This is a genomic window from Rhodococcus sp. WS3 (assembly GCF_003797085.1).
GTDB lineage: Bacteria > Actinomycetota > Actinomycetes > Mycobacteriales > Mycobacteriaceae > Rhodococcus_F > Rhodococcus_F globerula.
The window spans coordinates 646,369-659,098 of the sequence record NZ_RKMA01000001.1 but is presented as its reverse complement, the minus strand read 5'-3'; the positions used below and the strand labels follow the sequence as shown (position 1 = coordinate 659,098).

Annotated in this window: 9 protein-coding genes and 2 pseudogenes; 7 read left to right on the top strand and 4 right to left on the bottom strand. The window is 60.3% G+C overall.

Features of this window, described 5'->3' with window-relative positions; genetic code table 11:
* Window positions 1-956: 956 nt before the first annotated feature.
* A complete protein-coding gene (locus tag EEB13_RS03005) occupies window positions 957-1,856 on the top strand; it encodes an alpha/beta fold hydrolase (protein ID WP_141484545.1) in 900 nt (299 codons plus the stop codon).
* A 151-nt stretch (window positions 1,857-2,007) separates the two neighbouring features.
* Here EEB13_RS03005 and EEB13_RS03000 read toward each other — a convergent pair whose 3' ends face one another.
* Window positions 2,008-2,358: a hypothetical protein gene (locus EEB13_RS03000; protein ID WP_141484544.1), complete on the bottom strand. Its 351-nt coding sequence runs from the start codon at window positions 2,356-2,358 to the stop codon at window positions 2,008-2,010.
* 783 nt (window positions 2,359-3,141) lie between these two features.
* Window positions 3,142-3,423, bottom strand: a complete 282-nt coding sequence (locus tag EEB13_RS02995) for a hypothetical protein (RefSeq protein WP_141484543.1) — start codon at window positions 3,421-3,423, stop codon at window positions 3,142-3,144.
* 1,097 nt (window positions 3,424-4,520) lie between these two features.
* Between EEB13_RS02995 and EEB13_RS02990 the strand changes: the two genes are divergently transcribed.
* The 5 genes and pseudogenes from EEB13_RS02990 (at window position 4,521) to EEB13_RS02975 (ending at window position 9,421) form a co-directional block, all read left to right on the top strand.
* Window positions 4,521-6,167: an ABC transporter substrate-binding protein gene (locus EEB13_RS02990; protein ID WP_141484542.1), complete on the top strand. Its 1,647-nt coding sequence runs from the start codon at window positions 4,521-4,523 to the stop codon at window positions 6,165-6,167.
* A gap of 557 nt (window positions 6,168-6,724) precedes the next feature.
* Window positions 6,725-7,182: pseudogene (locus tag EEB13_RS02985) on the top strand (IS21 family transposase); the annotation flags it as partial.
* Window positions 7,183-8,007: 825 nt separating this feature from the next.
* Window positions 8,008-8,283: a hypothetical protein gene (locus EEB13_RS02980; RefSeq protein WP_141484541.1), complete on the top strand. Its 276-nt coding sequence runs from the start codon at window positions 8,008-8,010 to the stop codon at window positions 8,281-8,283.
* Between the two features lie 44 nt (window positions 8,284-8,327).
* A complete protein-coding gene (locus tag EEB13_RS31870; protein ID WP_261984431.1) occupies window positions 8,328-8,459 on the top strand; it encodes a hypothetical protein in 132 nt (43 codons plus the stop codon).
* A 500-nt stretch (window positions 8,460-8,959) separates the two neighbouring features.
* A complete protein-coding gene (locus EEB13_RS02975) occupies window positions 8,960-9,421 on the top strand; it encodes a transposase (RefSeq protein WP_141484540.1) in 462 nt (153 codons plus the stop codon).
* Window positions 9,422-9,434: 13 nt separating this feature from the next.
* On the opposite strand, the pseudogene EEB13_RS02970 reads toward EEB13_RS02975, so the two are convergent.
* Window positions 9,435-9,893, bottom strand: a pseudogene (locus EEB13_RS02970) (IS6 family transposase); the annotation flags it as partial.
* A gap of 139 nt (window positions 9,894-10,032) precedes the next feature.
* A complete protein-coding gene (locus EEB13_RS02965; protein ID WP_141484539.1) occupies window positions 10,033-10,434 on the bottom strand; it encodes a nuclear transport factor 2 family protein in 402 nt (133 codons plus the stop codon).
* 1,219 nt (window positions 10,435-11,653) lie between these two features.
* On the opposite strand from EEB13_RS02965, the gene EEB13_RS02960 reads away from it, so the two are divergent.
* Window positions 11,654-12,520: an amidohydrolase family protein gene (locus EEB13_RS02960; protein WP_141484538.1), complete on the top strand. Its 867-nt coding sequence runs from the start codon at window positions 11,654-11,656 to the stop codon at window positions 12,518-12,520.
* Window positions 12,521-12,730: the final 210 nt, after the last annotated feature.

Sequence of the window (12,730 nt, the reverse complement as noted above, 5' to 3'; positions counted from 1 at the left end):
CCACCTGGGCGCCAAACACGCCCTGCCGCGGCATCCTTACCAATCGTCTTTCGACGGGATCGCATAGGACGCTCACCTTTGCGCCGACTATCGAACCCATGAGAAGCTGAAGACGGCTCCAGCAGGACGCATCGGATACGCCGCCGTAAGCGCTCAGCGTAACTGCGTGCGAACGGCCCGCCTCGAATACGCGAAGGTTCCGACACGATTATGAGGGTCCCAGACTGACGCACATCTGGAATGCCCGCCCGCTGGTCAGTGCGCCGCACCACTGACAAGTTCAGTGGAAACTTGCAGGCGTGAACTGGTTGTCGAAATCCGACGGGAACTAGCGAGCTGGACCGGACAGATCAACCAGACATCCGATGGCTGCGAACAGTTTACCTGTGCGTTTCCAAGGGAAGGTGCGTTCGCCGTGGCGTTGTTGGTACTCGCCGCGGCCCTTGTGACCTGTCGGAAAGCCTGATAACCCACGGCCATCGGTGGGATGGCCCGCCGGCGCGCCAGGGCTCATGGGCGCGGCGGGCATGCATACGTCTAGTCGGTGGTGACGAATGTTGCGTCGGGGAGGTAGATCGCGCCGCTGTCTGTCATCGTCGCGAACTCGACGTTGATCTGGAGGACTGGCGGGGTGTCGGATTCGGGGAGTTGCCCCGTCGAGAATCCTGGTTGCCCTTACCCTGCTGGGCTCGGGTAAGGCGGTGACAACCGCACCTCGCCCGCGCGGCATGGACATTGGGGGACATTCGTTCTGATCCGACGTCAATTGACCAGCCCAACAGTTCTCAGAACGCCAGAACGCCAGAACGATCATCTCCTCCCGTAGATTTCTACTCCTGCCTGAACGACACGCGGCGCGAAGCAAGCCATCGATAGACCCCGGCCACGCCTCTTCCCTGTGGTGGCTCCGCAAATATAGTTGCGTGGTTGTGGGTGGGTCGGGCACAGTTCCGCGTGTGTGGGGGCGAGAAATCAGGGCAGATGTGACCGGCGGCATTCTTTCGGGAATCGACTTCGGGGGTGAGGGCCCGGGGGTGCTTTTGGTCCACGGCACTGGTCACAACTGTGCTGCGTGGGCAGATGTGGCGTCGCACCTGGGAACGCACTGCCATGCGGTGGCCTTCGATCTTCGCGGTCACGGGTACTCCGAAGCCGGTTCTCGAACGGCTGAGCAGTACTGGCGTGATCTCGCTGACGTGGCAGCAAGTCTGGGTTGGGAGCGGCCGATCCTGGTGGGGCACTCCACGGGCGGGTACGCCGTATCTGCGGCGACGGCGGCCGGCATCGTCACCCCTGCAGCGATAGCCGTGATCGATGGTGTGGTGCTCGAGGATCGGGCAACGGCGATACACGACAACGCGCACTGGCACGAACCTGAAGCGGCCCAACGGTTGCGGGAGATATATCGCTACGGATGGCGCGTCGACCGACACGACATGCTCGACTACGTCGAGCAATGCGCGCGGGAAACCGACACCGATGGGTTCAACGCCGGCGCCCGACCAGAGTTAATGCGCCAGGTCATACGCCGCTGCTTCACCTCGTGCGCGGACGGTCAGTACCTGCGGCGCCCGACGGTCGAAGAGATCACGATGACCACGGCCGCAGACCCCGACGCAGTCGTGTATCCGAGTGTGGATGTGTACGAGCGGATCGAGTGCCCGATGACGATCGTTCTTCCTTCAGACGGCTTCTACGCACGGCGCGCCGACGAAGTGCGTTCGGTGGTCCAGTCGAGCCAAGGTCGACGGCTTATCGAAATCGATGCTGGACACAACGTGCCCATGACCCGGCCCGCCGAGCTCGCCACAATCATCATCGATCTGGTGCGCCAGACGCACACCGACGTCGAATGACCAAGCTAGGAAGGCCTCGCAAGGACAGTGGCGCCGATCCGTCCGACAGGGTTAAGTGCGGTCACACGGATCGACTCTAGTTATGTGACAGGCGGCTGGAGTCGGTTTGCGTTTCAGCCGCAGCCGCAGCAGGTCAGGTGGAGTTCGCGCTCTAGTCGGTCTGCGCCCACGCGGCCGTCGGAAGGACGAGGTAGATACCGAAATTGCCGAGACCGGTGGCGTCGGTGATCTCCTCGTGGAGGACGTCGACCCGCTCCTGACGGTTGACGGCCCGGCTCTCGAACCACTTGGAGCGCACCTCGATCACGACCGGCAGACCTCCGCAATCGAACGGCCCGAACTCGCGAAAGCGAATGTCGACATCGCCCGGCCGTAGCGCGCCGTCATACGGCTCTTCCGGGCATTGCACAGCCACCGACACCAGATGTGGGAGAACCGATGCGAGCTCTCGAAGCATCGTCTCGGGGACGGAGGGCGCGTAGGTCACTTCCACGAGAGGCACCGGCCGAGCCTATTGCACCGAATTTCGCCCTCGCCCGGCTCTGTTTTTTGCACGTGCCCGTTGAAACTGAAGCACCGTCGGCGCTTCGGATGCGTTCCGGCACGAGAGCCTGACGGTTGCTTCCGGGCCGGCTGAGCGTGCGGGCACCGTCCATTCGGGTCGATCAGCCGATGTCATAGAGGAGCTCCTGAAATTGGATGTCTAGGAGGCTAAGGGTCGGCGTATTTCCGGCGAGACTCTCTGTGCCGGTGTGTGTTTCATTGGCGATTCTGGCAGGAGTTCGTCCCGACTTCCGGTGGCGGTAGCGTCCGTGATGTCGTCGATGCGTGCAGGACCGTCCTTGTCGGTCTGCGTTCACCGGTGGCCGGCCTCGTCGGTGCAGTTTGTTCTTGTCTGAGAACTGGAAGCGACACGCCGAAGTTGTCTGGTCAGGGTATTTTTCGTGGGTACTGAGGTCGACGCGACTGTGGTCGACGCGGTCTATCGGGGCGGAGGCTACGCTGCTCAGTGATGGTTGCCACAGCCAGGAGTCTCATATCAGCGCCGGACTACAACAGCGCCCGGCTAGTAGGGGTCGGGAATGTCTGCCCGTGCAGAAATTCGTGGATTCTCCTTTGCCCCAACCGCACGAGACAACTTCTGGTGCTGCAAGCGCCAGCCGAGGACAGGCTCTGACAAAGTCCGCCAACTATTTCCGGAACAGGCTGCTTGCAGGCCACCTCATGCGTGGATGTACTCCACGTTCGACTCCTTGTTCTTCGTCTCCGGATAAGCGCCGAGTATTCAGATGCGGTCGTCTGCGCGTGAATAGTTGCAGTCGGGCGTGATCGCAACGCCGACTAGCGAGCACCTCAAGAAGGACTGAAGTGATCGGTTCTTGCCACCGATCAACGTGCAGAGACGAACAACGTCCTTCTCCACCGTTTTCCTGATTTCGGGAACCCACAGTCCGAGGAGGCGGGTGATGTGGCGGTCGGGTTTGAAGCCGCGCCAATGCAGGTTGCGGAAGAATTCGCTGGCGAGCGGGTGCCCTATACCCGGTAGGTCTCGCTCACTGTGTGTCATTCGAACGAGGTCTCTGTCGAGATGCTTTTCGCCAGGGGTGAGGTCAGGTAGCCGGCGAGGCACATCATCAGATGTTGGTTGCTGAGCTGGTAGTCGGCAGTCTCCAGCTCAGGTCAGTACCTAACGGCCGCTGCAAACATTCACACCGCCTACGCCGGCGGCGTGCAGGCAGTATCTATCAGTTTGCAAGGATGAGACCAGAACTGGACACTGATGCTTATGCGCGTCGGGGGTCAGCGTCGAGGATGCGGTCGACCTCGTTTCGAGCCGTTGCGCCATTAAGTATACGGATATTGCAAGAGTGTACGGATATCGCACTGGCACGACCAGGCGGCTGGCATGAGAACTTGCGTGAAAACGGCGGGTCGATCCAGTCGCGATCGTGGACGACATGCTGGAACTAACGAGTGATCAGCTGACAGCACCGTCGACGAACTGACGATATTTGCATGCAGGGTCGCGATCGCTACCGTCGCCCAACTGTTGAATGACACCAGTGACGAGCACCTTGCAACTGTAACGACTGAATACATACTGCTGCAGCGGTATTGAGTGAGAGTCAGGGATCGATCGATGGAGCCGACGCCAGCGGCGATGGACATACCGACGTGATCGGACTGCCCACAACGCTTAGTGCTGACCACCGCGTAACCCGTTCGGCCGCACAATCGTCGGAGCGAGCAGCGAGATCGCAAGTTCATGTTGAGGGGCGTAATACGCCTTGGTGTCGATGAGGTGGCTGCGAGGGTTTTTGTGACCACTGTTGCGCGGCAAGCACATTGGATGGCACAGTGTCCGAAATCGCCCAGCTTTACGAGTTCTCGTTCATGGACTGACCACAACGTCGGCCGCTAGTCCGCAACAACCGAATGGGAAGAGTCTCTGGGCTGTGGCGACGAAGTTCAATTCGCGCCATGAAGTCCTCCGTGGCAAACCTATTGCAACCCAGTTTCCGAAAGAGTAGCCTCAATTTACTGCAGCCCCGGGAGGGGTGAGAGAGGATGACTCGATGATCACGGAAGTGGACGTGCTGAGCATCGCTGACACAGCTCGTATCAAAGGATGTCACTCGTCGGTGCGCTGAGAAAGGGATTTCCATGACCGATCACATGCCGTCCGAGCTTGCCCCCCTGGTGAGTTCGGTGTCACGGCGCAACTTTATCTTCGGCCTCGGCGCCGCGGGTGTGGCTGTCGCTCTTGCTGGCTGCGGTAGCGGCGGCGCTAGCGTCGACGGCGCTACCGCCGACGGACCCCCACAGCCTGGGGGCACGTATATCACCGGCACCACTCAGGTCATCGCGCACGTAAACCCAGCCTTGGGAGGTGGTGCCGGTCCTGCGACGATCGGCGCTCAGGTGTTCGCCGGACTGGTGCTCACCGCTGACGATTTCAGCCCTGAACCGTACCTGGCCGAGTCATGGGAGTTCAGCCCGGACAGCCGGTCGCTGACCTTCAAGATCCGTAGTGGGGCGACCTTCCACGATGGCAAGCCGGTCACTTCGGAGGACGTCGCGTTCTCCATCCTGGCTTCCAAGAAATACCACAGCTTTAAATCCATGTTCGCGACGGTGACCGACGTCGAAGCGCCGGATGCGACCACGGTGATCATTCGGCTCTCCGTTCCGAATGCGGCGTTGCTGGCCTGCCTCACTCCTGCGACTGCGCCTATCCTGCCGAAGCACATCTACGGAGACGGACAGGAACTGCGAACCCATCCCCGCAATACCCAGGATGTAATCGGGTCGGGGCCCTTCCGGCTGACCAAGTTTGAACCTCGGACCGAGATTCGCATGGCAAAGTACGACAATTTCTTCCTGCCGGACCGCCCCTTCGTTGACGAAGTCGTCTACCGGGCTGATCCAAGCGGTAACACGATTCTCCTACAGCTGCAGCAGGGCGAGATCCACAGTTTACGGACCGGCGATTCGGTGCAGCTTCAGCAGTTGCGGGCTCAGCCGACGATCGAAGTCGCCGATAAGGGTTTGCAGGCGATCTCCGGCGTCGGCGTCGTCGCACTGAACCTGGAGAACGAGTATTTGAAGAACCTGCAGGTCCGTCAGGCCATCGCGCACGCGATGGACCGGCGTTACATCCTGGAGCAGGTACTGGGCGGAGAAGCGGCCGCCACCGACAGCGTTCTCCCGCCGATCGACCAGTTCTACTCCGACAACGTCACGAAGTATTCGTACGACGTTGACAAGGCCAAGGGGTTACTGGCAGAAGCCGGTTACCCGAACGGTTTCTCAGTGCGAATCGACTACCTTCCGACTGTTCGAGAGTTCTGTGGGAGCATGGCGGAGTACATGAAGGAAGCGCTCAAGGCCATAGGCATCACGGCTAATGTCGTCGCGTCACCCGACCTCGCCTCACTCGCTCAGCGTGTCGTTGCCAGGGATTTCGACATGTGCCTCTATTTGAGCCAGGGTTACGGGGATCCGGTGGTCGGTATTCATTCGCTTTACGAGAGCGCAGCCATCGGGGGACCCTACCCGGGGAACATCCCTCACTACTCGAGCCCGGAGGTCGACGAGCTGCTCGAGCAGGCCGGCCAGGAAATGGATCTGGCACGGCGCAAGGAGATTTACGCCAAATTCCAGAAGGTAGTTTCCGATGACCTGCCCGTCATCCCTTACGCGCAGTACCGACCGCGCGCCGCTTACATCCCGGCCGTGGTCCGTAACCCCAATCTTGGTGTTTGGGAGTCGCTGGCACCTTTGAAGGATATCTGGGTGACCGCCCCATGACACTGCTCTCTGAGGCCCGCCATCAGACGACGAAATACCTTGGACGTGTATTGACTACCACGATCCGAGTTGAGCCGAATTCGGCTAACAGTGTTTATACCGAGGTTCTTGTTAAGTCGAGAAATCGTGAGTTTGTTTGTGCTACTTGAATGTTCTCAATAGAACGTCAGGGCCCAGAAAGCCGCAGTGAGCCACGTCGTGGGCGATCGGTTGTCTCGTTTTTCTTCGAGCGTCATCGTGTCATTCTCACCGAGTCGGCGCCATCCATTGGGAGATGCAATCAAATTCGACAGGCGTCTCCTACCCCAGCAACCGAAACGAGCTGAGAGCAATTCTGCGGCTTTGGGTGTGCGTTTTGACCATTGACAAAACGGGCGGACATCAAGGTACCGTGCGCGGTAATTCCCCTGGATCGCCTGATTAGAGTCGAGCGCAAGGCAAACAGGATTTAGTCAGAATCGAGCGGGCACATCGTAATCCCCAAAAAACCAGGCTCGGCCACGATTCTCAGGGGTGTGCAATCGATGAAGGATGTCTCCGCCGGATCACAGAGAGATTTGTATGCGTCCCGCACCAGGAATTCTGGTGTTTGTTCGATCCGGCAGTTGGCCCGCAGCCACCACGTGGGTCGGGCAACGGTACGGATGGCGTTGGCGCAGGCGGAGCCGCCACCGAGAAAAGCTCCGGTGCGTTGTTCGCGAAGCTCGATCCGTTCAAAGCCGCGATCGACGCCATGCTCACCGCCGATATCGAGGCACCACGAAAACAACGTCACTCAGCCCGGCGGATCCTCGCCAGGCTGGCCGGAGAACATGGAGCGCAGCACCTTTCGTATTCGACCTTGCGTGACTACGTGCGGGTCTGGCGAGCACAGATCGACGTCGAAGCCGGACGCCGCGTCGAAGTATTCGTCCCGCAGGAACACGCACCCGGCGCCGAAGCGGAAATCGATTTCGGTGAAGTGTGGGTGATATTGGCCAGGGTGAAAACGAAATGCCACATATTTGCCTTCCGACGGGTTCTACGCTTTGCTCGAGACGCTCGACGAGTTGGTCGACATGCGACACGGCAAGTTACTAGGTGACGCGGTGGCGGTCATCAACGGGATCCACGAGTCATCCACAGTTGACATCGACAAGATCCACGCCGATCTCAAGCGTCGCGTCCGTGCGGTGCGTCGAAATCCCGCATGATCCGCATCTGGCAGCCGGCGCGGCATTCGACTTCGCGCAGCTGCAGCATGAGAACCCTCCTACTGACTGGGGTTCGGCGGATGCCGCGCGGACGGTGGGATCACAGACGGTGACCCCGGTTCTCATGTGGTGTGCCACGACGTTATCCACCGACGCCCGAGAGTGTTTGAGCCCTCGGCTCCACTGGTGAAGCCGCTCGGTACTGTGCCGGACACCGCGTGGCAGCCGACGTTTCTGTCGGAGTGCGCGGCGATGATGTGGCAGGAGCTGTCCAACCGAGGATAAGTAGGGAAAGGGACGATCGAGGTGACGCAAGTCGTGCAGGCCGTTGCGGGCCGCGGTGCTCGCCCTGCATGAGTCCGGCTGCGCCACAGCAGTTCTGTCGGCCGCTGCCCGATCGGCGCAGTGGCATCCCGCCGTGGTCGAACGAGCCCTCAACTGTCGGCGTTCGCGGACCATCTCGGAGCGCTCGGGTTCGACCTCACCCAGATCATCACTTCGATATCGCCCACCGCCGCAACGACTTCGGTGCCACCTACACGGCCACGTTTCGGCGCCGGAACGGCCGCAACCCCACTGGATCCAGCATTGCGTCCACCCGCCACCGAAGATCGCCGCGCAGGTTTCGGACTGGCCAGGCTACAGCGGTGACCGACCCAGCGGTGCGGCAAGGGACACCGGAAACCCAGTACGCAGCACATTCCGGACGGCCGTGCTACGACGTCGAGATTCGCACGATCCCTACGCTGTCGGCCGCTGCGGTCCTCGGTCAGCCCTCCCGCAAACCACCACTCGAATTCGAGGGCACCCTCGACGGCCTCCCCATCGACGATCTCGCCGGTATCCGCGCCGACGCAGGCGTCGGCGACAAGGAACTTGAACGACTCAGCGCCGCCGGCATCGCCACCGCCTACGACCTGTAGATGCGAGTACCGCTGCACTACATCGACCGATCGAGATCACCCCCATGTCGGCCCTACGGCCAGGGATGAAGAACGTCGCCACCGTCGGCAAAGTGCTGTCCACCAAAGCAGATTGGGGAAAGAAGTACGCACGCATCGAGATCGGAGCAGGAAGCCACCGCGTGACCTCCATGTAATTCCAGCAACCGTGGATGGCAAAACGATTCCGCCGCGACGACCTCGTGCTGATGTGGGGCGATGTCACAGAATGGGAATGATTCATCCAGATCCCCGGTGCACTGATCGCACCCATGCGAGACGCGACCGCCCCATTCGTGCCCGTTTACCCCCAGTCCGACAAGCATCAGGTCTCGACGTGGACTCTGCACCGCGCAGCGCTCGACCCCCTGAGGCGCTTACCGGCTCTCGACGACCCAGTTCCTGACTCGATCCGCAGCGCGCGGGCGCTTCCCGGTCGACTGGAAGCGCTACGTGCCGTCCACGTCCCCGCCGATGCCAGCGACGCGACCACAGGCCGTGAGCGCCTCGCATACGACGAACTGCTGCGCATGCAGCTGGCAATGGGAGTGCAACGCAATGCTGCCCCGTCCAGCAGCGCTACGAGGAAATCGCAGAAACCTGCGAGAAGCTCGGACTACGCGCCGTCCTCGTTCCGGAAAAGAACGCGCGGAAAGCGATGGTGGACGCTTCAGTGTCGAACGAGCGCAACGAGATTGGACGGCCCCTCGTCCTGCTGATCGGACCAGGTCAAGGCGGGGATTCTCCGGCGTTCCCGCTACTGATGAAAGAACTGTCCGTGCCGCGAATCGGGCCAGGCAGGTCTCGGACGCGACCGGATGCGGTGCTCGGAGACAAGGCATACTCGTCGAAAGCCAACCGAGTTCATCTGCGATCACGGCGCATCGAGGCAGTGATCGCCGAACCGGACAACCAGAAATGTCATCGACTCAGACGCGGTGGTCGTCCGGTTCGGTTCGATGTCGAGAAGTACAAGGGCCGCAACGTCGTCGAGCGATCCTTCCGTACTCTCAAACAGTGGCGAGCGCTGGCAACCCGTTACGACAAACTAGCCCTCACGTACCGAGCGGGCGTGATGCTCTCAGCAGTGTGTATCTGGGCCAAGCACCTTGCGAATTAGGAGACATGCCCTAGCGATGCTCGACCGATCCCAGCAGCTCGCGGTGTGCGACCTGGTAGCTGGCGAGTTTGTCGGTGACGATCACCCGCGGCACATACTCCAGCCCTTTGAGCAGCCTCCGGAAGAACTTCTTGGCTGCCTTCGCGTTTCGGTGGGACTGGACCAGCACGTCGAGAACGTTGCCGTGCTGGTCGACCGCCCGCCATAGGTAAGGCTGGGTGCCGTCTATTTTGATGAACACCTCGTCGAGATGCCATTTGTCACCGGGCCGCGCCCGCCGCCGGCGCAACTGGTTTGCGTATGTCTGCCCGAACTTGGCGCACCACCGCCGGATCGTCTCGTAACCCACCACGACACCACGTTCGAGCATCAGTTCCTCGACTTCACGGAAGCTGAGCGGGAACCGGAAGTACAACCACACGCAGTGATTGATGACCTCGACCGGGTAGCGGTGGCCTTTGTACGACAGCATTAGGGTGGTCACGCCACGTTCTCCCAGTTTGCCGCGTTCAACAACGTGACAGTCCCCGCGGAAACCGGTAGCCCTTTGTACGTCGACACCAGCGCATCATCCCAGGTCAGGTGATCTCAACAACTTGACAGTGCCTCGATCAGGCCTGAGCAGGCGTCGTTGCAACTGCTGGTGCCCGATCGATGAACACGCGATAGCGCCGGATCTGGCCGCCATCAAACTCGAAGATTCCGCAGCATGGAACAGCCACCACGATACCGTCCAGCCGTTCATACGTCACGGTCATCGTGGCGATGACGACGTTGGCGTCATCGTCTGGTTGCCACACCTCGATGAGATCATGTCGTATCCGAGCAAACGCCGGATTGCGGACCTTGGCATTAGCCATAAAGATTTGCTTACCGACGCTCGGCTCTGCGTTCGCGAAAATCATCACGATGTCCTGGTGAACGAGTGCGTCGACCGCGTCCAGATCTTGATCATCTATTCCGACGAAATATGCTCGTACTGCCTGCTTCAGGTTGCTCGTGGGGTATGGCATCAAAATTCTCCTCGTGATTGAACGCGGCTATGCGTAGCGGAACATTTCGGAACGCGAAACTCAGGACATGGGCGTAGGCCGGAAACACTTCCTGGCCGTCGAGTCGATCGTTCCCGTTGCTGTCGAATTGATCGATGTATCCGTAGGAGCCGGACATATTGCCTCGCGGGCCGAAGTTGTCGACGGCCGCCTGGGCGAGTGCGGCATTGTCGAGGCGGACGGTGACGTCGAGCCGGTTTGTCCGGGCCGGAGCGCAATCCCGACGGCATTCCACCTGAGAAGGGTGAGAGTATGGACGCGGAACGTGTCTGCGACATACGGACCCGGCCCACTGGAACGGACCTGCGTCTGCCCTTCGTCAGTAAATTGAGGCTACTCTTTCAGGAACTGGGTTGCAATAGGTTTGCCGCTGAGGAATTCACTGCTTGAACTGAACTTCGTCGCCACTTCCCAGTGACTCTTCCCGTGTCGGCTGTTGCTGCTAACGGGCGGTTGTTGTGGTTAGCCCATGAGTAAGGTGTCGTACAGATGGGTGATTTCGGACACTGTGCCATTCGATGCGCTTGCGGCGCAACAGTTGTCACATAAGCCTTACCGTCACCTCATCCGTACCAAGGCATGTTCGACCGCATACATGGATCTTTGGCACCGGCGGCAACGTGCAGGAGTGCGGTGTCGACATCGCCCCTGTCGTCATCGATCTCGCCGCTCTCCCTGACGATTGTGCAGCTGACGGGGTTTGTAGCGGCCAGACATTAGGCTTTTGTGGGCGGTCCGGTCACGTCGGGCTGCCCATCGCCGCTGGCGTCGGCTATCGTCAACCGTTCCGTCTATTCCTGCTCAATCCCACTGCCGCGGTATGTATTCAGTCGTTACAGTTGCAAGGTTCTCGTCACTGGTGTCATTCAACAGTTGGGCGACGGTAGCGATCACGACCCTGCATGCAAATATCGTCAGTTCGTCGACGGTGCTGTCAGCTGATCACTCGTTAGTTCCAGCATGTCGTCCACGATCGCGACTGGATCGACCCGCCGTTTTCACGCAAGTTCTCATGCAAGCAGCCTGGTCGTGCCAGTGCGATATCCGTACACTCTTGCAATATCCGTATACTTAATGGCGCAACGGCTCGAAACGAGGTCGACTGCGTCCTCGACGCTGAGCCGTGTCCGTTCCGCAAACGCAAGCATCAACCGATCAAACCGATGAGTAGGAGAGGCGTATGACACTGCACCCTGATTCCTTCGTGGACTCGCACGTTCATTTCTGGGACCGGTCACAGGGCTTCTTCGTCGGTCCGTCAGACAAGCAACGCAAGGCGTTCGGCAGCGCTGCGTTTCCGCGCGACTACAGTCCCGCGGACTACCGCGCCGACGCCCGCGCAATCGACATCCCCAAAGCCGTGTGGATAACAGCCACCCTTGCCCCACAGAACGTTACCCACGAAATTGCGTGGGTCAGCAAGCTAGCTGAGGGCGAGCCGATGATTGCCGGGATCGTCGGCAGCGTCGATCCGGGCCTGTCACCGCGCGAGCGCAAGGCGGAGCTGGCGGCCCAGTCTGCCTTCGACCTCTTTCGGGGCGTTCGAGTCTTGACTGGCTTCGACTATGGCTCTTCTGCCGCGGACGAATACATGCGAATGCTGGCTGATGTGGACGCCCGGTACGACCTCGTTGCACACCATGAGTCCATGGCGGATGCTGCGCGGTTGGCTGAGCGTCACCCGGATGTCCCGTTCGTACTCGAGCACTGTGGCTGGCCGATGCAGCCCCGGGATCCTGACTATGTCGCTGCGTGGCGCGAGGGGATCAGCGCGCTGGCGTCCGTCGGGACCGTTCACTGCAAGATCTCGGGCCTGGCGATGACGCTGTGCACTTTCGACTTGGAGGCTCAACGACCGTTCATCGAGCACTGTCTCGAGTCGTTCGGTGAAGACCGTTGCATGGTTGGCAGCAACTTCCCTGTCGATGCGGCGCACGGCCGCTTCGACGAACTGATTGGCCTCTATCGATCGGCCACCGAAGGACTCGGGATAGCGGCGCAGCGGAAGTTGTTCACCGAGAACGCGGAGCGGTTCTACAATATTTGAGTGTGAGTTGTCGTCCCGGCGATCATTCGAGGGTTCATGGGTTTGTTTTGAAGTCGAGACGTGCGCTTGATGTCGCAACGGCGTAGTGGAGCGGGCGAACCGAGAGCAGTGAGCCGAGCGGGCTCTGTCAACTTAACTGAACGTGACTGGGGATTAACAGTACTCGGCTATGCTGAGGCGGATAGACCCCTGCCACTGCCATTCTGAATT

What these genes read in the sequence shown, in the direction of transcription:
- EEB13_RS02995 (WP_141484543.1), bottom strand. Translation starts at nt 3,423, where the DNA reads ATGACACACAGTGAGCGAGACCTACCGGGTATAGGGCACCCGCTCGCC.
- EEB13_RS02990 (WP_141484542.1), top strand. Translation starts at nt 4,521, where the DNA reads ATGACCGATCACATGCCGTCCGAGCTTGCCCCCCTGGTGAGTTCGGTG.
- EEB13_RS31870 (WP_261984431.1), top strand. Translation starts at nt 8,328, where the DNA reads ATGTCGGCCCTACGGCCAGGGATGAAGAACGTCGCCACCGTCGGCAAA.
- EEB13_RS02975 (WP_141484540.1), top strand. Translation starts at nt 8,960, where the DNA reads ATGGTGGACGCTTCAGTGTCGAACGAGCGCAACGAGATTGGACGGCCC.
- EEB13_RS02965 (WP_141484539.1), bottom strand. Translation starts at nt 10,434, where the DNA reads ATGCCATACCCCACGAGCAACCTGAAGCAGGCAGTACGAGCATATTTC.
- EEB13_RS02960 (WP_141484538.1), top strand. Translation starts at nt 11,654, where the DNA reads ATGACACTGCACCCTGATTCCTTCGTGGACTCGCACGTTCATTTCTGG.